This window comes from Pseudoalteromonas sp. MB41, assembly GCF_020966275.1.
Taxonomy (GTDB): domain Bacteria; phylum Pseudomonadota; class Gammaproteobacteria; order Enterobacterales; family Alteromonadaceae; genus Pseudoalteromonas; species Pseudoalteromonas lipolytica.
Window position 1 is genome coordinate 1 of record NZ_JAJJZF010000020.1, and the last position, 24674, is coordinate 24674.

The following is a 24674-nucleotide window of genomic DNA, read 5'->3' on the forward strand; positions in this document are numbered from 1 at the left end:
TGTTTTTCCTTAAGTATGGATATTTGCTAAATAGCTTTAACGCTATTTTTCCCTTTAAAGCACCCATTAATTTCGAGACTGATAACTTCGGCGGTATCTTTACTACCAAATGAACATGGTCAACCTGCACATTTAACTCGACTACTTTGCACCCTAACTGCTCACAATAAACTTGTATGCACCTGTAAACATCTCTGCCTACTTTGTTCTTCAATATTCTGAACCTATACTTTGGCGTCCAGACTATATGATATTGACATCGCCAATACACATGCGATGCTTTCTCGTATCTACTCATGTTTTTTCCTTATATGACTTCGCTAAAAATCAAGTAAGGAATTAACATGAGTATTTTTTCAGGCAAAGCCTAAATGATGATAACCACCTACTGAAGTAGGTGGTTTAGGGCCGAAAACAAAAAAGCAGCGATATCGCTGCTTTTTTTCGTCTCAAAAAACACAAGACTCTGTTTATCTGGTTGATAGTTAGATAAATCGTTTGATTATAAAATCAACTTTCACACGTTTGGCCTGACCCAATAATTTTTTTACAGGCGCTGGGTAGTCATCCATCGTTTCTAAATCTTGCGGGCCTGATAAGCGTCGGCAATGTGTTAATATCGCCTGCTTTTCTTGCTCTATTTGCTTTAGTATATGCTGCTGCGGATCGTCAATTAAAATACCATTTTCAATATCAAGCCCCCATGCACGCGGATTTAAATTATGCCCGCTTAACAGATGCAAACGCTTGTCAGAGCAAATCCCTTTTAAATGGAATGAGTTGCTCTCGTGTTTCCACAGATAAACGTTAAGGTTACCATTGGCGATATGACGCTTTTGCGATTTTAAAAATTTATACAAAATGGTTTCGTATAAATATGGCAGCGCACCAATTTTACTAAACGGCTCAGATGGCGGTAAGTAAAAGTCGTTTGCTGTTTTATCTCCCACCACAATGGTCACGTTTTTACCTTGTTTTAATAGGCGACGCAACGAGCGCATCAACGGTGCAGGGAAATTAAAATACGGCGTGTAAAGAATGAGTTCGTGCTCTGTTGTATCAAACAATGATTTGATTAAGCGGTTTAGCTTATTGCTACGCCGACCTAAACCCAAAAACAAACGCACCCCTAACTCACCTGCACTTGCCTCAGCCGCACTGTCATAACTTGCTGATTTTAGATCTCTCATTAATTGCTTTTGAGCAACTTTGATATCATTGAATTGAGTTAACGGACGCGTATCAATGCGTGGAACAGCTGAAGAGCTCAATAAATGTGTGTTAATAAATTCGATGACCGAATTACATAAGCCTGCTTGGTGAACTAAAAAATAACGGTCAAGACGATAACGATCATCCTGTTGTAAATAAACATTATTTAAGCTCGCACCGCTGTAAAGTAAGGTGTCGTCAATTACGAAGCCTTTTAAATGTAATACCCCAAAAAGCTCTTTCGCTTTTACGGGTACACCATACACTTTAACGTTTGACTGATATTTTTCTTGAAAATCACAATACATGCTGGCATTGCCATCAGACTTGGCAGCACCAATTAAGCCCCGTTGAGCACGATGAAAGTCTACTAACACGTTTACTTCCAACTCAGGATTCGCTAAAGACGCCTCATGTAAGGCTGTTAAAACCTCTTGACCTGCTTCATCGTCTTGCAAATATAAAGCAGTAATATAAATTCTTTTCGTCGCCGAACGAATTAGACGCAATAGTTCAGTGCGATACTCTCTCGCATTGGTTAAGACTTGGACGTCTTCTGTAGTCAGCCCAAATGCGGGCTTTTCCTGCCAAAATACCATAATTGCCTGTTCGTTTATCTAGCCTAAAGTCTAAGCTAATATCAAAATTAGCTAAAACATACCAAAAAAATATTGCTTGGTCATGAATTAACGCACTTTGCTACGCTAATACTTCACTATTAGCTCGTTTTATAAGCAAAAAGAGGCATTTAAATTTTATTAAGTAAGGATTATTTGACAGCTTCGCGATTTACTTAAAAAAATAATCCGCCCTTTTGTTTACTTCCGTCTTGTTTTTCTTAGAATCGGGCGCATAGACATCGTATCAAAACGTTTTTAGGAAAAACCATGAGTGACACAAAACACTGTAAATTACTAATTTTAGGTTCTGGCCCTGCTGGCTACACTGCTGCTGTATATGCTGCACGTGCAAACCTTAACCCTGTTCTTATTACGGGTATTCAACAAGGTGGTCAATTAACAACGACAACTGAAGTTGAAAACTGGCCGGGTGATGCTCACGGCCTAACAGGCCCAGCATTAATGGAACGTATGAAAGAACACGCTGAACGTTTTGAAACTGAAATTGTGTTCGACCACATTAACAAAGTAGATGTATCTAAGCGTCCTTTCACTCTAACAGGTGATTCTGGTACGTATACGTGTGATGCACTTATTATCGCAACAGGCGCATCAGCTAAATACTTAGGCTTAGAGTCTGAAACAAACTTCCAAGGTCGTGGTGTTTCAGCCTGTGCAACGTGCGATGGTTTCTTTTATCGTGGTCAAAAGGTTGCTGTTGTAGGCGGTGGTAATACGGCTGTTGAAGAAGCGTTATATTTATCAAATATTGCAGCAGAAGTTCACGTGGTTCATCGCCGTGATAGCTTCCGCAGTGAAAAAATCTTAGCAGACCGCCTTAAAGAAAAAGCTGAAAATGGTAATGTTGTCTTACACTATAACCGTACCCTAGACGAAGTATTAGGTGATGAAATGGGTGTAACCGGTATTCGCATTAAAGCCACGGATTCTGATGAGACTGAGAATTTAGATCTTGCCGGTGTATTCATTGCAATTGGTCATAAGCCAAACACGGATATGTTTGCAGGTCAGCTTGAAATGAAAGACGGCTACTTAGTGGTTGAATCTGGCTTAAACGGTAACGCAACACAAACAAGCGTACCGGGTGTTTTTGCTGCGGGTGATGTATGTGACCATATTTATCGACAAGCCATCACATCAGCCGGTACAGGCTGTATGGCAGCACTTGATGCAGAGCGCTTCCTAGACAATCTGTAACCAGCGATTTAAAACACCTTTTTAAAATACCAAGGGGCTATACAGCCCCTTTTTTTAGGCAAAAATTTTGCTAAAATTATCAAAAAAAATAATGAATCCGCTGCAATGACAAAGCAAATTTATCAACTTCCTGAATCAGGTGTTGATTTCCCCAACCCTGAGCATGCCCTTGACGAGCCTGATGGCCTTTTAGCAATTGGCGGTGGGTTATCTGTTGCGCGCTTAAAGAACGCCTATCAATCCGGTATATTCCCTTGGTTTAGTGATTATGAGCCGATTATGTGGTGGTCACCTAGCCTGCGAGGCATCATTGAACTTGACGAGTTTCATGTTAGTCGTAGCTTAAAAAAATATTTAAAGCGCTCTGCGTTTCGCGTCACGATTAATCATGCTTTTTCTCACGTGATTTCAGCTTGCCGTGAACAACGCTTAGACGCAGAAGGTACGTGGATCACTGAGCAAATGATGGATGCTTACATTCAAGCCCATCAACAAGGTCTTGCACACAGTGTCGAGATTTGGCATGACAATGAGTTAGTCGCCGGTCTCTATGGCATTATGCAACATGGCGTATTTTGTGGAGAGTCGATGTTTCACCAAGTATCAAACGGCTCAAAACTAGCGATGTGGGCACTCGTTAACTGGCTAAAGAAACACAATGCTCATTTTATTGATTGTCAGTTAGAGAACCCTTATTTGCTAACTTTAGGTGCAAAAGTTATCCCACGTAGTGAATTTTTAACTAGACTTAAGTTAGCAAAAAACTATGTTCCCACAGCAGACATGTGGCAACCACAAGAGTTGATAAATATTTATGACTGAGCATTTACCCGCTAGGCTTGGTTTGAGCCAGCAATTTGATTGCAGTTATTTACCGGATCGCCAAGAGCAGCTCCTCGTTATATTGGACCCAAGTTGCTATTGCCCTGATAAATTTGAACAATTGTTAGCATTGGGGTTTAGGCGCAGTGGTGACCAAATATATCGTCCTCACTGCCCTGTTTGTAACGCCTGTAATTCAGTGCGTGTCTTAGCGCAACAATTTACGCCTTCTAAATCACAAAAACGTAAACTAAACAAAGCAGACAAACTTTTTACGGTTAGTTACAGTGAATATGAACGCGCAGAATATTACCCTCTTTATTGCAAGTACATTACGCAACGACATCAAGATGGCTCTATGTTTCCGCCTGATCAGAACCAATATGAAAGCTTTTTATTTTGCCAATGGTTGCCTGTGACATTTATTGAACTGCGAGAAGGTGACAAGCTCGTTGCTGTAGCAGTCACCGACTGCATGCACAATGCAGTTTCCGCAATTTACACATTTTTTGATCCCGATTATGAGAAGTACAGCATTGGTAGTATCATGATCATGCAGCAAATTAAGTTTGCTAAACAACAAGCAAAACAATTTGTCTATTTGGGCTATCAAATCGACGAATGTGACAAAATGAAATACAAAACCCAATTTTTGCCCGCAGAAAAGCATCTTGGCGATCACTGGTTGGCGATTTAATTTACAAATTTGAGCCCTGTAGCTTTACTTATTGCTGTATTTTCGGCAAAATCTGCAGCGTTTAACTATTAAAGAGGTGTTACGCTAAACATGGCGAAAGAAGACGTAATCGAAATGCAAGGTACGGTCCTTGATACTTTACCAAATACAATGTTCCGAGTTGAGCTAGAAAATGGTCACGTAGTTGTGGCTCATATCTCTGGAAAAATGCGCAAAAACTATATCCGCATCTTAACTGGCGACAAAGTAACCGTAGAAATGACTCCTTACGATTTATCGAAAGGTCGCATCGTATTCCGTGCTCGCTAAGTTAGTGCGATAACGAGAGATTTAGCTTTTTGCTGCTTTGAATGGGCAGGTGTGTTTATTACAAAGAGCTAAAAGCGTTTATTAAATGGTGTTCAAACTACCCTAGTTTCAATTCCATTTAATAAACAAAAAGCCCAGCATTAGCTGGGCTTTTTGTTTTCGCCTTTTAAACCTTACGCTGTTTCGAGGTTTGTTTCATATTCAAAGTGAATTTTCTTGTCCTTAACCGACACTTTCACTGAACCACCCGCGGCCAGCTCACCAAATAGAATTTCATTGGCCAACGGCTTTTTGAGCTCGTCTTGAATCACACGCGCCATTGGCCGTGCGCCCATTGCTTTGTCGTAACCTTTATCAGCCAACCATTCACGTGCTTTAGATGTCAGTTCAAGATTAACAGACTTCTTATCTAGCTGAGCTTGAAGCTCAACAATGAATTTATCAACAACCTGCAAAATAACGTCTTTTTCAAGGTGATTAAACCAAATAATGTTATCTAAGCGGTTTCTAAATTCAGGTGAAAAGACCTTGTTAATCTCAGTCATGGCATCGTGAGAATGATCTTGCTCTGTAAAGCCTATCGATTTACGCACAGTCTCTTGTACACCGGCGTTGGTTGTCATTACCACTACCACATTTCTAAAGTCGGCTTTACGGCCGTTATTATCCGTTAAGGTGCCGTGATCCATCACTTGTAATAAAATGTTGTAGATATCTGGATGCGCTTTTTCAATTTCATCAAGCAACACCACCGCGTGCGGGTTTTTGATAACGGCTTCGGTTAATAATCCACCTTGCTCAAAGCCAACATAGCCTGGAGGCGCACCAATCAAACGGCTTACTGCGTGACGTTCAACGTATTCAGACATATCAAAGCGAATAAACTCAACCCCCATGCACTTAGCTAACTGCTTAGTGACCTCTGTTTTACCAACACCCGTTGGGCCTGCAAATAAGAACGACCCCACAGGTTTATCTTCATTTGCGAGTCCAGAGCGAGATAAACGAATAGCCGAAGTTAATGCATCAATTGATTGATCTTGACCAAATACAAGCATCTTCAAGTTACGATCAAGGTTCTTCAATGTTTCTTTATCACTTGAAGAAACGCTTTGCTGTGGTATACGCGCCATTTTTGACACAATTAACTCGATATCAGCTACACCAATGGTTTTTTTGCGTTTTGATATCGGTTGTAGGCGCTGATTTGCACCGGCTTCGTCAATCACATCAATCGCTTTGTCAGGTAAATGACGCTCATTAATGTATTTTGCGCTCAGCTCAGCAGCTGCCTTAAGGGCTTTTTGCGTGTAACGAATACCATGATGCTCTTCGTAACGCTCTTTTAAGCCATTGAGGATTTTCGTTGTATCAGCCACACTTGGTTCAAGTACATCAATTTTTTGGAAACGACGTACCAGAGCACGGTCTTTCTCAAAAATATTTTTATACTCGTTGTAAGTGGTCGAGCCCATACAACGTAATTTACCACTTGAAAGTAACGGCTTAATTAAGTTAGACGCATCCATTACACCACCAGACGCAGCACCCGCACCAATAATGGTATGTATCTCATCGATAAATAAAATTGAATGCGGTTTAGCTTGCAGCTCTTTTAGTAACGATTTAAAACGTTTTTCAAAGTCGCCGCGGTATTTTGTACCGGCTAATAATGCGCCCATATCAAGTGAATAAACAACCGCATCGGCTATTACATCAGGCACTTCGTTTTTCACAATACGATAAGCAAGGCCTTCAGCAATGGCTGTTTTACCTACCCCTGCTTCACCAACCAACAATGGATTATTTTTCTTACGACGGCATAATACTTGTACCGTACGCTCGACTTCATTATCACGGCCAACAAGCGGATCGATATTTCCTTCAATCGCTTGCTGATTGAGGTTTGTTGTAAAGTTTTCAAGTTTAGTCGGCTCTTCGCCTTGCACCTCTTGTACTTCTTCATGAATATCATCATGGTCATCGCCACCGATATCATCATCGGCTTTCGAAATACCATGCGAAATGAAGTTAACGATGTCTAAACGATTTACATCCGCTTTTTTAAGTAAATAAACAGCTTGGCTTTCTTGTTCAGAGAAAATAGCCACAAGTACATTTACGCCTGTTACTTCGTTCTTACCTGACGATTGCACATGAAACACCGCGCGTTGAAGCACACGTTGAAAACCCAATGTAGGCTGTGTTTCTCTGTCTTCTTCTAAGTCAGGAATAACCGGCGTTGTTTCGTCGATAAAATCTGATAACTCAACTTTTAACGCGCTCATATCTACACCACAGGCGTTAAGCGCTTCTCCAGCAGAAGGGTTATCGAGCAGCGCGAGTAAAAGATGCTCGACGGTCATAAATTCATGTCGGCGCGTTCTTGCTTCGCGAAACGCCGCATTCAAGGTTAGTTCTAAGTCTTTGTTTAGCATTGGCAACCCCTTACTGAGATAATATTTATATACCGTTGTGATGGGCTAAATGTTCACCCTACCTTGGTATTTATTCCTGCTCACAACTACATAGCAGTGGATGCTCGTTGTCTCGTGCGTAACGATTAACTTGCTCAACTTTGGTGTAAGCAACATCAGCGCTATAAATGCCGCATATTGCTTTGCCATTATGATGAACTTGAAGCATCACATCTGTTGCTCTATCGCTATCCATATTAAAAAACGTCATTAGTACTTCTATCACAAAGTCCATTGGCGTGTAATCATCATTATTTAAAATGACCTTATATTTTCGCGGTGGTTGCAGTTTTTGCTTTTCACTATCGCGAACCGTTTCAATAACACCAGAATCTTTCATACCACTCATAATTAAATATAGTCTTGTCTTTAGAACTCAAGCAAACTTGAATAAAAAAATAAATAAATTGTTAAAAAATAGTTCAAAACACTTGACTGACTGCCTAAATAAACTACAGTCAATTATAGATTGATTAAACCTTAGTCAGTCTAGCAAATTACACGGTTTAGAATAACTAAATTAGTCAACTTATAGAAGGATGTAGAAGTATGGCTTGTGGTAAAGTCAAATGGTTCAACAATGCCAAAGGTTTTGGTTTCATCGTAGAAGACGGTAGCGAGACTGATATATTCGCTCATTACTCAACGATTGTAATGGACGGTTATAAAACACTTAAAGCTGGTCAAGATGTAACATTCGAATTGCAACAAGGTCCAAAAGGGTTACACGCAACGAATATTGCGCCTAACGATGAAATTTCTTAGGTATTACCTATTCGAGTATCAAGCGAGCGACCTTGTTAAGTTCCTCGCTTACTCTCTTCCCACTAATATATCTCATTTTTATCCTTGAAATTCCTTTTCTTCATCCCAATTGTTTAATTGTTATTAGCCCTTTAGAGCCAAGCTTGTTACACTCTTGTTGCTTAAATTTAGCTTTTTCGTCATTTTGACCTAAGGCTTATGGCTAATTTCATTTTATGCCTATTTAGGCTATAAGAATTTTACAGTCTGTCAGCTGTGGTTATTTTGATACCCCGTATTAAGTTGCAACAGCTAACAGACTGATTGCTATGATACCAATTCAGTTAATTAAATGAGCGATATTGAGGAAAATCTTGCCGATAACTCAGCAAAAGTCGTTATTTAGTGATTCTAAATAAGCGCTGCAATGCTGTTAGGTGCGGTTTATTCTCGAATAAAGCAAATGTTATGGCGAGTTGGTATTATTTGATAGCAATATAATTGCATTGTTGAATATGGCTAATTAAGGGTGGCTGCTTGCAGTAACTGCCAAACATTACGCCAACTATCTAGGAATGATGATGACATCAAAAATTATCTACACTAAAACAGATGAAGCGCCAGCACTGGCAACGTATTCATTGTTACCAATCATCCAGGCGTATACTAACGCGGCAGGTGTTGAAGTTGAAACACGCGACATTTCATTAGCAGGTCGTGTAATTGCTAACTTCCCTGAGTACCTTACAGAAGAGCAACGTATTGATGATGCACTTGCTGAACTAGGCCAAATGGCTAAAACGCCTGAAGCAAATATTATCAAGCTTCCTAATATCAGTGCGTCGGTTCCACAGCTACGCGCTGTAATCAAAGAGCTACAAGAAAAAGGTTACGCACTACCTGACTACCCATCAGAGCCAAAAACTGATGAAGAGCAAAAAATTAAAGCGACTTACGACAAAATCAAAGGCAGTGCTGTAAACCCTGTACTTCGTGAAGGTAACTCTGACCGTCGTGCACCTAGCTCTGTAAAAGAGTATGCTCGTAATAACCCACATTCAATGGGTGCTTGGAGCAAAGATTCTGAGTCGTATGTTGCAAGTATGGAAGAAGGTGATTTCTTTGGTTCTGAGCAATCAGTGACTGTTGCAGAAGCGACTGATGTGCGTATTGAGCACGTTGCAGAAAATGGCGACGTTACAGTACTTAAAGCAAGCACACCGCTTCTAGCAGGCGAAGTGATTGACGCATCTCGTCTAAGCGTTGCAAAATTACAAGATTTCTTAGCGAAAGAAATTCAGACTGCTAAAGAAAAAGGTGTATTGTTCTCACTACACATGAAAGCAACGATGATGAAGGTATCTGACCCAATCATCTTTGGTCATGCAGTAAAAGTATTCTTTAAAGATGTATTTACCAAACACGCTGACCTTTTCAAAGAGTTAGATGTTGATGTGAATAACGGTTTTGGTGACGTATTTGCTAAAATCGAAAAACTAGATGCTGCTAAAAAAGCTGAAATCGAAGCCGATATCCAAGCTGTTTATGACAACAACCCTGCTATCGCGATGGTTGACTCAGACCGTGGTATTACTAATCTTCACGTACCAAGCGATGTGATCATTGATGCATCAATGCCTGCTGCAATCCGTTCAAGCGGTCAAATGTGGAACAGCGAAGGTAAATTACAAGACACAAGTTTTGTCATTCCAGATCGTTGTTATTCTGGTGTATACCAAGCAACTATTGATTTCTGTAAAGAAAATGGTGCATTCGATCCTACAACCATGGGTAGCGTACCTAACGTAGGCCTTATGGCACAAAAAGCGGAAGAATACGGCTCACACGATAAAACGTTTGAAGTATCAGCAGCAGGTACTGTTCGCGTGGTAGATACAAACGGCACAACATTACTTGAGCACGCTGTTGAGCAAGGTGACATCTGGCGTATGTGTCAGGTAAAAGATGCACCAATTCAAGATTGGGTTAAACTTGCTGTTAATCGTGCTCGCGCAACAAATACACCCGCGGTATTCTGGTTAGATGAAAATCGTGCGCACGATGCCGAGCTAATCAAAAAAGTAAATGCGTATTTACCACATCACGATACTGATGGTTTAGATATCCGTATTTTAGCACCCCTTGAAGCGACTAAGTTCTCACTTGAGCGTATTAAAGAAGGTAAAGATACGATTTCTGTAACAGGTAACGTACTGCGTGATTACCTAACTGACTTATTCCCTATTCTTGAGCTAGGTACAAGCGCTAAAATGCTGTCAATCGTACCACTTATGAATGGTGGTGGTTTATTCGAAACGGGTGCGGGTGGTTCTGCTCCTAAGCATGTACAGCAATTCGAAAAAGAAAACCACTTACGTTGGGATTCTCTGGGTGAGTTTTTAGCACTTGCGGCTTCTTTAGAGCACTTAAGCGTTAATACTGGTAATAAGAAAGCACAAGTACTTGCTGATACGCTAGATAAAGCAACAGGTACTTTCCTTGCTGAAAACAAATCACCTTCACGTAAAGTGAAAGAGATTGATAACCGTGGTTCTCACTTCTTCTTAGCATTATTCTGGGCTCAAGAACTTGCTGCTCAAAACGATGACGCTGAGTTAAAAGCACAGTTCACGCAAATCGCTTCTGACCTTGAATCACAAAAAGAGCAAATCGTTACTGAGTTGAACGATGCACAAGGTCCAGCAATGAATGTAGGTGGTTATTACCAACCAAATGACGATGCGGCATTTAAAGCAATGCGTCCAAGCACAACATTCAATGACATTTTAGCTAAATTAGTTTAATTGTTATTGAAATCTGTTAAAAAAGCGCTCATTGAGCGCTTTTTTTATGAATGCGATAATACCAATCCGCAATACGACTTAATTATTTTGAGTGATTAAACCTGCCGCTACCTGCGTTAAAAATGTCTAATTTACGACAGCATGGATGCAGGAGATAGAGCAATGCAGGAGCAATTGCCGAGAACAACTAGCTAACGACATTTTTGCCTTGGTATAAACGGGGTTTTATTGCGTGAAAAAAAGACCAGTTAATTAAGCTAATTGGTATAAAAGGCCGCATAGGCGGCCTTTCTTATTAAAATTACTTTGTGTACGCTCTTGGCATCGCTGATTCGGTTGTGTAACGTTCGCGCAATTTATCTTGACGCGCTTCAGTTGAAACCTCTTCACCATTGATCCACATTTTACTTACGTGTGATTTCAATTCAAATGGATCATTAGACCACATTACTAAGTTCGCACGTTTGCCTGTTGCTATTGCTCCTGAGTTCAAGCCAAAAACATCCGCAATATTACTGGTCACCGCATTCAATGCACCTTGTTGTGTCATACCATACGACACAGCGTTACCCGCATCAAAACGTAACTGGTAAACATTGTGACTCGAGTCCCCTGCAACACCAATAATCACTTTAACACCGGCCTTTTCGAGTTTGCCTGCATTGGCTAAGTTAGCATGCATTGAATCAAAGCTACCCGGTAAGTTTGCCATAGAACTGATAATCACCGGCACATTAGCTTTTGCTAAAGTATCCGCAACAACAACGGCATCATCACCACCATGAATTACTAAATTAATTCCAAACGTGTCTTTTAATTTCACTAATTCATAGATATCTGACGCGCGTTGTACACTGGCAATCAGTGGCATTTCACCTGAGAGTACTTTATCAAGGATCTTTTGCTCTGTGGTGGGGTCTTTTTTATCATCTTTTTTAGCTGACTTGTGCCCTTCAAGCTTGTCGATCAGTGTTTTCATCGACATTGCACGTGAGCCTTTACGCTTTTCACCTAAATGAACCACAAGGGCAACTTGTTTTTGATTTACACTATCGAAAGAACCCGATAAATCAACAACAGAGGCAAGACCTGCAAAAATACTTTCACCACCATTTGGTACGATTACGTCTTGAGTAATCCCGCCTTTTCGAGCATAAGGAATTAAGCTACTGCGTGGGTTAAAAGCAAGACTAGGATCGAAATCAATACTCGCTTTATCATCACCGCCGTCACGAGAACCCGCAACAGCCCCTACTTCAACTAAGCCAAGTTGGTTCATCGTACCGATAAACCCTGCGGTCACGATTTGACCTTGAGCATCAACAGTGGTGTCTGCATTTATTGATTCTGGATTAATTGCAACAATTTTTCCCTCGTCAATAACGACACTAGCACCTTCTAATACACCTTGTTCTGTTGATGTGTGAATGGTTGCATTAATAATTGCAATCGATTGTGCGCTCGCTACCGACGAAAATAAACCAGCAGCAACTAAAGAGAGCGAAAATGTTTTAGTTAATTTTGTCATCAATGTTACTCCTACTGTTGACCAAGCATGAAATCGCTTTGTGCTTGATATTTTTCATCATGACGATCGTATACCTTGGCACCATCAATAAATACTTGCTCAGCTTTTGCGTACACACTAAAAGGGTTTTGATTCCAGATAACAACATCGGCTTGTTTACCCGATTCAAGTGAACCTGTTTTATCATCGATACCCAGTGATTTAGCAGCGTTTGCTGTGATCCACTTAATAGCGTGTTGTTCTGAAATATTAAAACCAACATCGTTTGCACGGTACATCACTTTACCTGCTTCTTGGTTTAAGCGTTGAATAGTTGTATCAGAATCTGAATGGACAATCGCGCATGAGTTTTTAACCGCATCGACAATAGCCACGTTTTCTTGAACCATGTCATAGGCTTCCATTTTAAAGCCCCACCAATCTGGCCACAGTGCTGCACAGTTGCCGTTTTCAGCGAGTAAATCGGCAATCTTGTACGCTTCAATACCGTGGTGGAAAGTGCCTGAGTGATAACCAAATTCTTTGCCTAGGTCGATCATCATCGCCATTTCTTCTGCTTTATAGCAATGGTTATGAATAAGAATATCGCCATCAAGGACACCCGCTAGTGTGTCTAGCTTAATATCACGGTGAGGAATTTCAGGATTTTTACCTGCCGCGTAATCGCTGTCATATTTTTCCCACTGACGCTTATATTCCGTTGCATCAATCCATGCTGTTCTGTAGCCCGCCATATTACCCATACGTGTTGAAGGTAATACCCCTTTACTTCCATAAACACGTTTTGGATTTTCACCACAAGCCATTTTTAAACCATAGGGTGCATCAGGGAATTTCATACCTTGCATTGTATGTGAAGGAACATTTTTTAAAGTAACACCACGGCCACCAATTAAATTTGCTGAGCCTGGTAAAATTTGTAATGACGTAATGCCGCCTTCACGAGCACGGTTAAAACCAGGGTCTTGCGGCCAAATAGAGTGTTCAACCCATACTTCAGCAGTCACTGGGCTTGTCATTTCGTTACCATCTTGATGCGATGCCACAGACGGTGTTGGGTATGCGCCTAAATGCGAATGCACATCGATGATACCGGGCGTGACCCATTTGCCTTGTGCATCAATGGTGTTATCTGCTTGTACAGATAAGTCCTTGCCTACTTGTTGTACTTTACCATCAACAAAATAAACATCAGCCTCGTCTAAACGCTCACCGGTGCCTGTTAGTACCGTTGCATTGGTAATAAGAGTACTTGTTGATGCCAGTGGCTTATAAGTACTTGGGTATGGGTTTTTATCAATGGTTACTTTTGGATCTTGTGGGCCATTATCTTGGCAACCCGCAAGCGCGATACCAAGTGAAATAACCATCAAGGATGGTGCAAATTTATGCATTTTGTTGTTTCTCCTTTTTTTTATTATATAACTTTAATCAAATGTTAATAGCAATGCTAACAAACGAGGTAAGTGACGTTTAAGTAAGACGAATTACGTTATTTCTTCCGTTACTTATTTTTTAATGTAATTCGTATAGAGCTTCTCTAATGCACCTTCGGTCGTGAGGCTAGGATCTTTATTAATAAAATGCGTCACGGTACGGGTTACGAAATCAGAGTTTTGTTTATGTTGTTTAGCAAAGCTTTTGATTAAAGTATTGGCATCAGTGGCTGCCGTTACTTTTTCATGACGGTGGCGATATTGACTCAAGGCACGATTAAAATCGCCGTTATAATCTTCAACGACTAATTTATAAAAGTCACTTTTATCGACGCTAAGCTCGTTGATACAGTAATTTAGCGCCTCTTTAAAGTCGTAAAAGACTATTCCTTGCACATCAAATTCAGTGCGTTTTTCGCGAATAGTAACGCGGGCATCTTCAGTCGCATAACTGTAGCCCTGAAAATCAAGCCGCTGTGCAGCTTCTTCGCCCAATTTCATTCCCGCTTTAATGCTATGAACAAATTCATCACTCATATCATCAAGCTCATTTTCGTGCCACATGTGAAATACTCGCAGCGCTTTGGCATATTTATTGGCTATTTTCTTTTTTACTTTGGTGAATCGGCCATCAATCGTTAGCACTCGCTCATTATGAAGTAGCGCAAAACATTCATAACACGCTGGTATTGAAATAAATTCAGCGTCTTCACCTAAATCAATAATACTTTGCATCATATGAAGAGGGGGGCAATAGTCGCGCTCAGTTGCCTCACAACCACAATAAAAGCATTGATTAAAATGCTTAGAATGTGAGGCATAGGCTTGTTGATAATAGCCTGATAATTTTGTGGTCACTTAAACTCCTTACACTTTATTCAGTGTCTAATAGTGAACATTTAAATTAGAGTTAAAACGTAAATGTAGCAATACCGTAAAACAAATAGAAAATACGCTCTCTAAACCTGCTCAGTTTGCTCTAAAATGAAATTATTTTCTCGTTATTTGTGTCAAAATTCATACTTTAAAATATGTCTAATCAAACGGTTATATATTGGGGTACACATCTACATACTTGCTTACATCTTGTCCGTTTTCATTAACAGCAATCAATCAAATTTAGGGTAATACTTTAATGGTGCCTAGCAAATAGGAATTGTGAAGTATCCCACGCGAGGTTGCACGACTTTCATGTCACATGGACAAACAACTGGAGAGAAAGATGAATACATTAACATTAGCATTTGGTACAGCACTTATTGTCGGTTCTTCAATGGCAGCAACAGATGCAAACGCCGCACAGTTTGTAGCTGCAGATAATTCTGCTGGGACACAAGCATGTATGGCTATTGTGTCAAATAAACCCATAAACCTTGCTCAAACAATGCGTGATTTACGCTTAAACAAACGCGTCATCTCAGACAAGTTACAGTGCAATGATATGTCTACGGCACAGTTTGCCAGCACCTATGGCTTTAATAAATCAGCAAGCTACTTAAATTTAGAGCAACAAACAAAAACAAGTATTCAAGATATCGCTAAAGTCAGTGATAACACCGTCTACGTCATTTCGGGTTCTAAATAATGACAGATTTGATGTAGCAGACCTTGTATAGGTCTGCTACACACTTTTTATAAAAGCGCAGCAATTAAGCCAAATACACCACCAAACACGCCACCCCAAATAACCAGCCAGCCTAAATGTTCTTTAATCATTGTTTGAATGATATCTTTTACCATGACGGGAGTTAGTTCGTTTAAACGCTCATCCACTAACCTTTCTACCGTGTTATGTAACGAGCCACCAATGTGCGAGTTTGCAAACAGCTTTTCATCGAGTATTGTTTTAAATTCGTCACTGTGAGAAATATCAATGACGGCCTGTTTCATTTTATTTATGAACGGCTCACGCATTGGCTCTAAGGCATCACGTCCACCAAACATTCCTAACATACTGCCAAATTGCGATTGCTCAATAACTTCGATTAATGAGTCATAGGCTGGGCTTAGGTTTACTTCAGCAATGACAGGCTCTAATTCTATTTGAGGTTTCGCAAGAGCCATCACTTGATCTATTTTCTCTGCCGCGAAAAATTCCGTCATGACTAACTGCCTGATGGATGCTTTAAACGACTCAAACTTTAGCGTAATGACACCTGAACCATACAAGAAAGGCACTTTTTCAAACAGCATATGTATCGCTAACCAGTTTGTTACAGCGCCAGACAAAGCAAATAATCCCACAGATAATACAATTGCCTGATCAAACAAAAATCCAACTAACACGAAGGCCAAAGCCACTAAATTAGTAACAAGACTTTTATTCATTTAAATCCTCACGCACACAGCCAAATATTTAATAATATTAACGCTATGAGATTGTTAATTCACCGACTTTTTGCCATAGTTTAACTACATGGTTAAAAGGTGAGCGATATTATGTGGAATTCAGTGAATGAACAGATAAGCCAAGCTATGCACTTTGATTTTAAGCATACCTTTAAACGCCAACTGCAATCGCCCAACAGCGATAAATACTTTGAACTGCGCGATGAAAATCACCGATTTTTTGTCAAGGTGGCTCACTTAAGTGATTTAGAAAGATTAGAGTGCGAATCCTTTAATTTAAAGCTTTTAACGCAAGAAAGCTTATTTATGATCCCCGACTGCATTGCCACAGGGTGCAATATTGAATTTTCATTCATCGTTTTAGAGTGGTTAGAACTGGACAAACTTCCTCACTCAAATTGGCATACGATGGGCGAACATTTAGCCACACTTCATCAAAAGCATACGCAAGCCATGTTTGGTTTTGATCACGACAACTTTTTAGGCCCCACAGTCCAGCCAAACCGATGGCACAAAAAATGGGATGTTTTTTTTGCAGAAGAACGGATTGGTTGGCAACTTCAACTCTTACAAGAGAAAGGCATTGAACTCGTTGATCAAGATATGTTTATCGCTTTTATTAAAGACACCTTGCACGGCCATAATGTCGAACCTTCATTACTGCATGGCGACTTTTGGCGACGAAATATGGGCTTTATACAAGCGGTTCCTAGTCTGTATGACCCTGCTTGCTATTATGGTGACCGGGAATGCGATATCGCTATGAGCGAACTTTTCGCACCGCTTCCTGATGCTTTTTATACTGCATACAATCAACAATACCCCCTGCAAAATGGCTATGAACAGCGTAAATTGATCTATCAGCTATACCCTATTTTAAATCACGCTAATATTTTTGCCGGACACTATCTGACTGAAGCTAAACAACAAATTGATTTGCTGCTTAAATAAACTTTAAATTGCTGTAAAACGAATGTCATAAACGCAAGAACAGGACTATAGTGTAAATAGAACACGTTTATATACAGGTGCTAGCCGCTTGTTTAGCGGTTAGTGTGTAAGTTATATCAATCTTATTAAATTTGCGTTCATCACCATTAGATTACGATTTTATAAGATTGCAATTTAACGAATTCAGGCATGCCTGATTAAGGTAAAAGCTGATGAAAGACAACTTTTCTCAACGTATATCCTGCCCTCATTGTGGACATCATATATTCGTGGCATTAGATGCCAGCGAAGGCGACCAAGATTATTACGAAGAATGTAGCGCATGCTGTAACCCTATTCATTTAAACATGCACATTGACTACGCACACAACAAATTAGAATTACATGTTGACAGTGACGACGAGCAAATTTTTTAATTTGCTTGTCGTGCCAAATAGTTTTCAACCGTGTTTATAATTGTGTAAGTTTGTTGGTCAACCTCAATATTGAGTAGATTGCCTTCGCGTTGTTTATCTAAATTAGTAATCGCGAGAGTTTCAGGTATGAGGTGTAACCAAAAACCACGCTCATCAACCTCACCCACGGTTAAACTTGCACCATTTACACTGACAAACCCTTTATACAAAACATATTTTTGCCACTTTGGATCGATTGCAAGATGCATTTTGCAGTTATTTTGTTCATGTATAATAGACGTTATGTTTGCCATACAGTGAATATGGCCCGATACAATATGCCCCCCAAGCTCAGTGCCTACCGTTACGGAGCGCTCAAAGTTGGCCCAATGTCCGTTTTGCAATTGACCAAGGTTAGTCAACTTTAATGTCTCATCAATCACATCAAAATAAATAAGTGTAAAATCACTGTCCTGAAGTGCTTTAAATTCAACAACAGTCAAACAACAGCCATTAATTGCAATGCTGGCACCCATAGTCAGTTTTTGCGCATACTCATTAGCGACTTTTAAGGTTAACCTTAGTACCCCACCCTCGAGCTTTGTGTGTTCGACAATGGCTTGAGTTTGTATAATTCCAGTAAACATCTTGGCGTCTTCTTTTATTCGCAAAATACATATCTGCGATTTTTATTGATCTTTGAATAGATTACAATGACAACCTGTTTTTTTAGTTGTGTATTTTATGTCTTTTTGTAGTTGGGAAGCCAAACGGTTAATTTCTTTAGCCATCCCTGTATTTTTGGCGCAAGTGACACTGATATTAATGACGGTTGTTGATACCGTAATGGCAGGACAAGTGAGTGCAACGGATCTGGCTGCTTTATCAATCGCAACAGGTATTTGGAACCCCTTAATGTTAGCGCTTCAAGGTATCCTGCTTGCACTGACGGGAATTATTGCGCAGTTTTCGGGCTCAAATGACAAACACGGCATAAGCCATTATTTTCAACAAGGTCTATATTTAGCGCTGGTGCTTAGTGTCATTGGCTTAGGGCTTGCTACTTTAGCTGACAATATTCTCTCTCATTTAAATACAACAGCGGCGATTACAACGCTCGCTGAACAGTATATACATTTTGTAAAATGGGGCATTTTTGGCTTTTTACTCTTTAGTGTTTATCGCAATATCACTGAGGGTATGGGCATGACCAAACCTGCTTTTTACATAAGCTTAATCGGCTTAGCCGTTAATATTCCTGCTAACTACGTGTTTATACACGGTCATTTAGGTTTTAATGCGTATGGCGGTGCAGGCTGTGGTATTGCAACGGCGTTAGTTTTTACGGCGATGGCTATCACACAAATGATATACTGCCATTTTGATAAAAAAATTAATGCAAAGGCGTTATTAGCGAATTTCTCGTTACCACAGCCTGCCACTATGTGGACAATCACTAAAGTCGGCATTCCTATTTCACTGGCCACATTTTTCGAAGTGACACTGTTTGCCTGTATTCCACTGTTTATTGCACATTTAGGTGCTGTTGCTGTCGCAGGCCATCAAATAGCGGCAAGTGTAACCACTTTACTTTTCATGATGCCGTTGAGTTTATCTATAGCTATTAGTATTCGTATTGGTAATTTGTTTGGACAACAGCATTTCAAACAATTAAGAAGTGCGGTGAGTACAAGCTATATTTTAGCCGCTATTATTGCCTTTTTATTGGCGAGTGTGACTTTCTTTGCGCGAGATATTATTAGCCAACTGTACTCAGATAATCTTGAGGTTTTAGCGCTTGCCTCATCAATCATGGTACTTGCCTGTATTTACCAATTACCTGATGCATTACAAGTTTCTGCCAATGGAATTTTACGTGGTTTAAAGTATACCGCCCCAATTGGTTATATTACCTTCGTGTCGTATTGGTTGATCGGTTTTGCACTTGGATTCGTACTTGCTCGTACAGATTTAATTGTGCCAGCGATGGGGCCTCATGGGTTTTGGATAGGTATTATCGTTGGCCTCAGTGCTGCGGCCATCATGTTGATGTACACAGTTCATAGGCGATTTAACTATGCACCTTTTCAGCAAAACTAAGTCTTTATTTAAGCTCACAGTGTGTGCTGTGAGCCTTGTGCTATTTGGTTGCTCACCCTCAGCCAGTGATATAAACAAAACATATGCCGAAAGGCTCAATAATGTTCTAGCATTTAAAGAATTTGAACTCACTAAACCCGCGCGCATTGAGCCCGTTCATTTTGATATCGTTTCAGGCAGCGTTCACACCATTGGCATGTTAGAACTTGCGCAGTTACGTCAATGTGAACTCGCAACGTTAATTGCAGAGCATAATAATCAATTAGGTAAAACAGCCACTGCTGCGGGTGTGCTTAGCTATCAAATTGAATTTATTCAAGCCGCTGAAAAGTGCTTAGATACCCTATCGCCTGACAATCCGCTGTATACAAAAATTGCCCAAGCTTCTGAGCAAAAACAACAAACGCTCCCGCAGTATTTTGAAGCAATGATAACGAACGAAAGAGAATTCAAAGTTATTTGGCAACTTACGTCATCTAACTTAGATGAACACACGGCAGGCTTCACAGAAACCGAGCACGCTATGAGCATGTTCGCGATGTTAAACGAACAAATTAAAACCGGTGACATTAGTAAAATTGATACAGCGTCGCTTATAAACGCGTTAGAAGTATTAAATAAGTTTAAATACAACACCTTATTAGTGTCTGCCGTAAGAACACAAATTCATTATAATGAGCAACTCACAACGTTATTGCAGCAATATGAAATAGACGCACTCTGCCCTGCTAACAAAAATAAACAGAAAGCACAAAAGCTCAGTAATATTTTTAAAAAGTTTTATTTAGAGCAGTTACAACCCTATCAATCATTCTTAACAGGTAAACTCGAGTCACTGCTACCTTTGTACGAAAAAATATGGCAAGACCCAACGTTAGGTCATTATGTTGATAGCAGCCATGAAGGCAACATTCTTACACAGCTTAAATTTTCAGCAAAACAACACGTTACTTGGTGGCAAAACTTTTATAAGCAGTGTGAAATTAGTCCATTATGAATAAAAAAACAGCACTTAACACAAAAATAGCTAAAGCAGCTTGATTCAAGTAACCAGTCGCTATATATTAGCCACCGTTGTTTAGCCAATTAAACAACCGCTAAAATCAAAATACAACCGTAGCTCAGTTGGTTAGAGCACTACCTTGACATGGTAGGGGTCGGTGGTTCGAATCCACTCGGTTGTACCACGATTTATTGGATATTTCTTTATTGTACGACCGTAGCTCAGTTGGTTAGAGCACTACCTTGACATGGTAGGGGTCGGTGGTTCGAATCCACTCGGTCGTACCAATTCTCTCCAAAATTTTTACATAAAAATAATTAGCCTAGTTACGTAAAGCACACCCACTCTTAATGACCCGGTCCAGTGGTCTGTGGTGCGTATCCACTCGGTCGTATCAATTAATTCTCTCCAAAATTTTTTCATAAAAATAATTAGCCCAGTGGCTTAAAGCACACCCACTCTTAATTATATTTTCCCTAGCACTGTTGGTTATATCACGCTCACTGCTCCTAGCCCACGCCAGATACTGCAAGCTTTAAGCGAGTCGTAGAATAATTAAAAATCGCAATGACTCTGTTAGTTACCGCACTTATTTATCATTTAATTACTACATGAAGTAAACGGTAATAATGAAAACGAATTAATAAATAACGGTAAATGGCTTGTGTTATTTTTTAATCAATTTTTTAAATCAACTGTTGACGTAAACGAAAATTAGCACTACCCTTTTCTGGAAGCGCTTTCAGAAGCGTTTTCTTTTTCGTTATTTATGGTAGCGCTTCCATATTTATGAAAAGGCATATTTAGACAACAATAGCATGCACTTGCTGCGTGAATAACAATGATAAAGAACGAGGGAAACCTAATGTCAAGCCATAACTTTAAAAGAACAAAGTTAGCAACTAGCTTATCTTTGCTCTTAGGTGCAAGTACCTGTTTACCGGCCTTCGCAGAACAAACTGAACACAACAGCGACATTGAAGTTATTCAAGTTACTGGTTTTAAAGGTAGTATAAAAGAATCAACGCAACTAAAACGCTACTCTTCCGGTGTTGTGGATGCAATATCGTCTGAAGATATTGGTAAATTCCCAGACACGAATCTAGCAGAATCATTACAACGCATTACGGGTGTATCAATTGATAGAAGTAATGGTGAAGGCTCGAAGGTTACTGTGCGTGGTTTTGGTCCTGATTATAATATGGTTACCCTCAATGGCCGTACTATGCCAGCAGCTTCCTTACCAGCGGGAGGAGGAACACCTAACTCAAGAGCTTATGACTTTGCAAACTTAGCCTCTGAAAGTGTTAAATCAGTCGAAGTTTATAAAACAGGTAAAGCAAGCATTGCTTCAGGTGGAATTGGTGCAGCAATCAACATTAATACAACTCGCCCATTAGATAACCCTGGTTTAATTGCAAACGTGGGTGTAAAAGCAATGCACGATACAACAAATCGTGTTGCTGATGATATCACTCCAGAGATATCAGGTATTTTTAGTTGGACTGATGCCGATGCCAAATTTGGCGCATCACTCACCGCGAGTATGCAAAAACGTGATAGCTCTGCAACGGGTGCATTTGTCAACGAATGGCGAACAACAGCATACGATGGAACAATTCCACAAGCAGCTGATGACATTATTGTTGAGAACGCCCCTGCTATGGGCCAGTATTATTCAATGCCATCTGATCTTCGCTATACAATTGCGGACCGCGAAAGAACACGTACGAACGCTCAATTAACTTTACAATATAGTCCCGTCGAATCATTAACAGCAACACTTGATTATACCTATTCGCAACAAGACTTATATGAAGCACGCGCAGAGCAGTCAATATGGATGGATAACTATAAAACCCACCTAATATTTGACGATAATTCCGTAAAAACGCCTATTTATTACCAAGAAGAGCGTCGTGATTTATCAACTCGAGATATAGGTTTGGCTCTACAAGAGTTAAATCAAGTAAATAAAAATGACTCTATCGGCCTAAACCTTGAGTACTTTTTTAATGATCAACTCAGCTTTGTTTTTGACGCACATAGCTCAAAAGCAACAAGTGAACCCGATGCCCCCTACGGCAGCTGGGTAAATGCGGGATTAGGTGCCAATATAGTTGCAGGCCAGCAAGTTGACTTTAGCCGCGATCTTCCTTCGATGGTTATCAATTTTGATGATTGCTCGCGCACTAACCTCAACTGCAGTGGTGCTTTGGAACAAAGCGATGTAGGTACTTCTATTCTTGATAGTAACTTTGCTCGTCAAGAATCAACGGTCGATGAATTCCGATTACTCGGTAAATATGAAATAGAAACGGGCGTGATTGACTTCGGCATTGAGTCTCGTTCAATGGAAAGTCATTCATTACAATCTCTTACTCGAAACACAATGGGTAACTGGGGTATCGAAAACCCAGGGGAACTTCCTGATGGTTATTTAAACCCGACTAATTTTTTAAATGAATTTGATGACTACGATACCTCAGGATCATTTGATCAAGGGTTTACTGGCAGTGCATCTGAAATTGGTTATTGGGCTGCACAACAGTACGGTTTTAACTTTGCTGCTGACGGTGCATTCGCGACCAACCGAACAATAAAAGAAGAAATTAAAGCAGCCTTTGTACAATATAAACATCAAGGTGAAATAGGTGATATGCCATTCAACCTATTAGTGGGTGCGCGTTACGAAACCACAGATGTCACATCAACTGCTAATATTGATTTACCTAATGCTGTTGCATGGGAAGGCAATAATGACTTCAATGTGCGTTATGGTACAGATAAACAAGATTACTCTCTCAGTTCTGACTACAACCATTTTTTACCGAGTATCGATTTCGATATAAACGTGGTTGATGATGTAAAAGTGAGAGCATCATACAGCACCACGATCGCCCGCCCTACTTATGATAATTTAAGTTCTGCAGCGACTGTCGGCGTACCTACAGGTCCAAAACTTATTCCGGGAACAACGAATGCACCAGCATCAACAGGTAACCCGGGGTTAGTCCCGCTTGAGTCTGACAATTTTGATGTGTCTGTTGAATGGTATTACAGTGATGTTAGTTATGTATCTGTTGGTTATTACAATAAAAAAGTCGACAACTTTATTGGTTTAACACCCATGACACAAAACTACTATGACTTACGTGATGTCTCAGCTGGCCCTCGTGCACAAGCGGCCATTGCTGAATTACAAGCCAGAGGACTTGCAATAACAGATTCAAACCTATTCCAAATGGTGGCTGCAATGGAAAATGGGGTTGAATTTGACTCAATGAGCTACGAAGAATTCGAAGCCGCATATGATATATTGCCTAATGGTGACGATCCGTTAATGGAATTTACAGCTCAAGTGCCAACCAACAATAAAGACGCCAAAATAGACGGGTATGAATTAGCGATTCAGCACTTCTTCGGTGACTCTGGGTTTGGTGTTCAAGCCAACTACACCATTGTAAATGGCGATATTGATTTTAACGTTGCAGCAGATCCCACAACAACACAATTTGCATTAGTCGGTTTAAGTGATACAGCAAATATCATAGCCATGTACGAAAATGATAAATTCCAAGCGCGTATTGCCTATAACTGGCGAGATAAGTTCTTAAACAGTGCTGCACGATATGTTAACGAACCAGCATTCACAGAAGAATATTATCAAGTCGATTTTAATGTGGCATATAACTACAGTGAAAAAATGTCTTTCTTTATAGAAGGGATTAACATCACAGAACAAAATAGCCGCCAGCATGGTCGCTACAAAGCACAGTTATGGAATTTAGAACAAAATGGCGCGCGTTATAATGTCGGTATGCGCTATAACTTCTAGATACTATCTCTTATCGTGATGCATTTTTAGCCAGTCTCTTGATGCACAAACACCGTACGTGTTTCAGTGTGAACCACTGGTTAATTATTGCTCATGGTAATGAGAATTAGCTTTGTTGTCAGAGGCATATTTAGCTGAACCCTTTTTATGCCCGCAAGCCGTTCCTTGTTT

At 40.1% G+C, this 24674-nt stretch carries 21 protein-coding genes and 2 tRNA genes; 14 read left to right on the forward strand and 9 right to left on the reverse strand.

The window, feature by feature from the left end:
- Together tnpA and pssA are read right to left on the reverse strand one after the other, a co-directional pair.
- The coding region (tnpA, locus tag LPA49_RS16450; RefSeq protein WP_230237308.1) for an IS200/IS605 family transposase at positions 1 to 298 on the reverse strand (298 nt) is incomplete at its 3' end.
- A gap of 187 nt (positions 299 to 485) precedes the next feature.
- Positions 486 to 1811 carry a CDP-diacylglycerol--serine O-phosphatidyltransferase gene (pssA, locus tag LPA49_RS16455; protein ID WP_180310861.1) on the reverse strand — a complete coding sequence of 442 codons (1326 nt, stop codon included), beginning with the start codon at positions 1809 to 1811 and terminating at the stop codon, positions 486 to 488.
- Between the two features lie 288 nt (positions 1812 to 2099).
- Between pssA and trxB the strand changes: the two genes are divergently transcribed.
- The 4 genes from trxB to infA all read left to right on the forward strand — a co-directional run bounded on the left by trxB (position 2100) and on the right by infA (position 4878).
- Complete coding sequence (trxB, locus tag LPA49_RS16460) at positions 2100 to 3050, forward strand: thioredoxin-disulfide reductase (RefSeq protein ID WP_180310862.1); 951 nt, start codon at positions 2100 to 2102, stop codon at positions 3048 to 3050.
- Between the two features lie 105 nt (positions 3051 to 3155).
- Positions 3156 to 3872 carry a leucyl/phenylalanyl-tRNA--protein transferase gene (gene aat, locus LPA49_RS16465; RefSeq protein ID WP_036968111.1) on the forward strand — a complete coding sequence of 239 codons (717 nt, stop codon included), beginning with the start codon at positions 3156 to 3158 and terminating at the stop codon, positions 3870 to 3872.
- A complete protein-coding gene (locus LPA49_RS16470; protein WP_036968108.1) occupies positions 3865 to 4569 on the forward strand; it encodes an arginyltransferase in 705 nt (234 codons plus the stop codon). Before aat ends, LPA49_RS16470 begins: the two co-directional genes overlap by 8 nt.
- Positions 4570 to 4659: 90 nt before the next feature.
- Positions 4660 to 4878, forward strand: a complete 219-nt coding sequence (gene infA, locus LPA49_RS16475) for a translation initiation factor IF-1 (protein WP_002962494.1) — start codon at positions 4660 to 4662, stop codon at positions 4876 to 4878.
- A 173-nt stretch (positions 4879 to 5051) separates the two neighbouring features.
- On the opposite strand, the gene clpA is transcribed toward infA, so the two are convergent.
- Together clpA and clpS are read right to left on the reverse strand one after the other, a co-directional pair.
- Positions 5052 to 7316, reverse strand: coding sequence for an ATP-dependent Clp protease ATP-binding subunit ClpA (gene clpA / locus LPA49_RS16480; RefSeq protein WP_036968105.1), 2265 nt, complete (start codon positions 7314 to 7316; stop codon positions 5052 to 5054).
- 70 nt (positions 7317 to 7386) lie between these two features.
- The gene (gene clpS / locus LPA49_RS16485) at positions 7387 to 7695 is read right to left on the reverse strand and encodes an ATP-dependent Clp protease adapter ClpS (protein ID WP_174403847.1); all 309 of its coding nucleotides are present in this window, start codon (positions 7693 to 7695) and stop codon (positions 7387 to 7389) included.
- 209 nt (positions 7696 to 7904) lie between these two features.
- Between clpS and cspD the strand changes: the two genes are divergently transcribed.
- Both cspD and LPA49_RS16495 read left to right on the forward strand, forming a co-directional pair.
- Positions 7905 to 8120, forward strand: a complete 216-nt coding sequence (gene cspD, locus LPA49_RS16490) for a cold shock domain-containing protein CspD (protein ID WP_036968098.1) — start codon at positions 7905 to 7907, stop codon at positions 8118 to 8120.
- Positions 8121 to 8680: 560 nt separating this feature from the next.
- Positions 8681 to 10903: an NADP-dependent isocitrate dehydrogenase gene (locus LPA49_RS16495; RefSeq protein ID WP_180310863.1), complete on the forward strand. Its 2223-nt coding sequence runs from the start codon at positions 8681 to 8683 to the stop codon at positions 10901 to 10903.
- A gap of 301 nt (positions 10904 to 11204) precedes the next feature.
- Here the strand turns inward: LPA49_RS16495 and LPA49_RS16500 are convergent, their stop codons facing one another.
- The 3 genes from LPA49_RS16500 to LPA49_RS16510 all read right to left on the reverse strand — a co-directional run bounded on the left by LPA49_RS16500 (position 11205) and on the right by LPA49_RS16510 (position 14725).
- Complete coding sequence (locus LPA49_RS16500; protein ID WP_036968090.1) at positions 11205 to 12431, reverse strand: amidohydrolase family protein; 1227 nt, start codon at positions 12429 to 12431, stop codon at positions 11205 to 11207.
- 11 nt (positions 12432 to 12442) lie between these two features.
- Positions 12443 to 13825: an amidohydrolase gene (locus tag LPA49_RS16505; RefSeq protein ID WP_036968087.1), complete on the reverse strand. Its 1383-nt coding sequence runs from the start codon at positions 13823 to 13825 to the stop codon at positions 12443 to 12445.
- Positions 13826 to 13939: 114 nt separating this feature from the next.
- On the reverse strand, positions 13940 to 14725 hold the full coding sequence (locus LPA49_RS16510) for a hypothetical protein (protein WP_074989370.1): 786 nt from the start codon (positions 14723 to 14725) through the stop codon (positions 13940 to 13942).
- Positions 14726 to 15089: 364 nt separating this feature from the next.
- Here LPA49_RS16510 and LPA49_RS16515 point away from each other — a divergent pair, with 364 nt between their 5' ends.
- The gene (locus LPA49_RS16515) at positions 15090 to 15452 is read left to right on the forward strand and encodes a DUF3718 domain-containing protein (RefSeq protein ID WP_036968081.1); all 363 of its coding nucleotides are present in this window, start codon (positions 15090 to 15092) and stop codon (positions 15450 to 15452) included.
- 47 nt (positions 15453 to 15499) lie between these two features.
- Here LPA49_RS16515 and LPA49_RS16520 read toward each other — a convergent pair whose 3' ends face one another.
- Complete coding sequence (locus tag LPA49_RS16520) at positions 15500 to 16195, reverse strand: hypothetical protein (protein ID WP_036968078.1); 696 nt, start codon at positions 16193 to 16195, stop codon at positions 15500 to 15502.
- Positions 16196 to 16306: 111 nt separating this feature from the next.
- Here LPA49_RS16520 and LPA49_RS16525 point away from each other — a divergent pair, with 111 nt between their 5' ends.
- Together LPA49_RS16525 and LPA49_RS16530 are read left to right on the forward strand one after the other, a co-directional pair.
- A complete protein-coding gene (locus LPA49_RS16525) occupies positions 16307 to 17167 on the forward strand; it encodes a fructosamine kinase family protein (protein ID WP_065978462.1) in 861 nt (286 codons plus the stop codon).
- 212 nt (positions 17168 to 17379) lie between these two features.
- Positions 17380 to 17583, forward strand: a complete 204-nt coding sequence (locus LPA49_RS16530) for a CPXCG motif-containing cysteine-rich protein (protein WP_036968072.1) — start codon at positions 17380 to 17382, stop codon at positions 17581 to 17583.
- Here LPA49_RS16530 and LPA49_RS16535 read toward each other — a convergent pair.
- Entirely contained in the window at positions 17580 to 18209 is a 630-nt protein-coding gene (locus LPA49_RS16535; RefSeq protein ID WP_180310864.1) for a riboflavin synthase subunit alpha, read from the reverse strand. The two genes, LPA49_RS16530 and LPA49_RS16535, sit on opposite strands and share 4 nt — an antisense overlap.
- Positions 18210 to 18306: 97 nt before the next feature.
- Here LPA49_RS16535 and LPA49_RS16540 point away from each other — a divergent pair, with 97 nt between their 5' ends.
- From LPA49_RS16540 to LPA49_RS16560, 5 genes are all read left to right on the forward strand, one after another.
- Complete coding sequence (locus LPA49_RS16540) at positions 18307 to 19662, forward strand: MATE family efflux transporter (protein ID WP_180310865.1); 1356 nt, start codon at positions 18307 to 18309, stop codon at positions 19660 to 19662.
- Positions 19640 to 20659: a DUF3080 family protein gene (locus LPA49_RS16545; RefSeq protein ID WP_230237310.1), complete on the forward strand. Its 1020-nt coding sequence runs from the start codon at positions 19640 to 19642 to the stop codon at positions 20657 to 20659. The genes LPA49_RS16540 and LPA49_RS16545 overlap by 23 nt, the downstream gene beginning before the upstream one ends.
- A gap of 113 nt (positions 20660 to 20772) precedes the next feature.
- A tRNA-Val gene (locus LPA49_RS16550) sits at positions 20773 to 20849 on the forward strand.
- 26 nt (positions 20850 to 20875) lie between these two features.
- Positions 20876 to 20952, forward strand: a tRNA-Val gene (locus tag LPA49_RS16555).
- 578 nt (positions 20953 to 21530) lie between these two features.
- Positions 21531 to 24503 carry a TonB-dependent receptor gene (locus tag LPA49_RS16560; protein WP_180310867.1) on the forward strand — a complete coding sequence of 991 codons (2973 nt, stop codon included), beginning with the start codon at positions 21531 to 21533 and terminating at the stop codon, positions 24501 to 24503.
- Positions 24504 to 24674: the final 171 nt, after the last annotated feature.

Excerpts from the sequence above, each read along its gene's own strand:
- aat (WP_036968111.1), top strand. The coding sequence starts at position 3,156 with ATGACAAAGCAAATTTATCAACTTCCTGAATCAGGTGTTGATTTCCCC.
- LPA49_RS16560 (WP_180310867.1), top strand. The coding sequence starts at position 21,531 with ATGTCAAGCCATAACTTTAAAAGAACAAAGTTAGCAACTAGCTTATCT.
- clpA (WP_036968105.1), bottom strand. The coding sequence starts at position 7,316 with ATGCTAAACAAAGACTTAGAACTAACCTTGAATGCGGCGTTTCGCGAA.
- pssA (WP_180310861.1), bottom strand. The coding sequence starts at position 1,811 with ATGGTATTTTGGCAGGAAAAGCCCGCATTTGGGCTGACTACAGAAGAC.
- LPA49_RS16515 (WP_036968081.1), top strand. The coding sequence starts at position 15,090 with ATGAATACATTAACATTAGCATTTGGTACAGCACTTATTGTCGGTTCT.
- LPA49_RS16495 (WP_180310863.1), top strand. The coding sequence starts at position 8,681 with ATGACATCAAAAATTATCTACACTAAAACAGATGAAGCGCCAGCACTG.
- clpS (WP_174403847.1), bottom strand. The coding sequence starts at position 7,695 with ATGAAAGATTCTGGTGTTATTGAAACGGTTCGCGATAGTGAAAAGCAA.
- LPA49_RS16540 (WP_180310865.1), top strand. The coding sequence starts at position 18,307 with ATGTCTTTTTGTAGTTGGGAAGCCAAACGGTTAATTTCTTTAGCCATC.
- LPA49_RS16520 (WP_036968078.1), bottom strand. The coding sequence starts at position 16,195 with ATGAATAAAAGTCTTGTTACTAATTTAGTGGCTTTGGCCTTCGTGTTA.
- LPA49_RS16530 (WP_036968072.1), top strand. The coding sequence starts at position 17,380 with ATGAAAGACAACTTTTCTCAACGTATATCCTGCCCTCATTGTGGACAT.
- LPA49_RS16545 (WP_230237310.1), top strand. The coding sequence starts at position 19,640 with ATGCACCTTTTCAGCAAAACTAAGTCTTTATTTAAGCTCACAGTGTGT.
- infA (WP_002962494.1), top strand. The coding sequence starts at position 4,660 with ATGGCGAAAGAAGACGTAATCGAAATGCAAGGTACGGTCCTTGATACT.
- LPA49_RS16500 (WP_036968090.1), bottom strand. The coding sequence starts at position 12,431 with ATGACAAAATTAACTAAAACATTTTCGCTCTCTTTAGTTGCTGCTGGT.
- LPA49_RS16470 (WP_036968108.1), top strand. The coding sequence starts at position 3,865 with ATGACTGAGCATTTACCCGCTAGGCTTGGTTTGAGCCAGCAATTTGAT.
- LPA49_RS16525 (WP_065978462.1), top strand. The coding sequence starts at position 16,307 with ATGTGGAATTCAGTGAATGAACAGATAAGCCAAGCTATGCACTTTGAT.
- trxB (WP_180310862.1), top strand. The coding sequence starts at position 2,100 with ATGAGTGACACAAAACACTGTAAATTACTAATTTTAGGTTCTGGCCCT.
- LPA49_RS16505 (WP_036968087.1), bottom strand. The coding sequence starts at position 13,825 with ATGCATAAATTTGCACCATCCTTGATGGTTATTTCACTTGGTATCGCG.
- cspD (WP_036968098.1), top strand. The coding sequence starts at position 7,905 with ATGGCTTGTGGTAAAGTCAAATGGTTCAACAATGCCAAAGGTTTTGGT.
- LPA49_RS16535 (WP_180310864.1), bottom strand. The coding sequence starts at position 18,209 with ATGTTTACTGGAATTATACAAACTCAAGCCATTGTCGAACACACAAAG.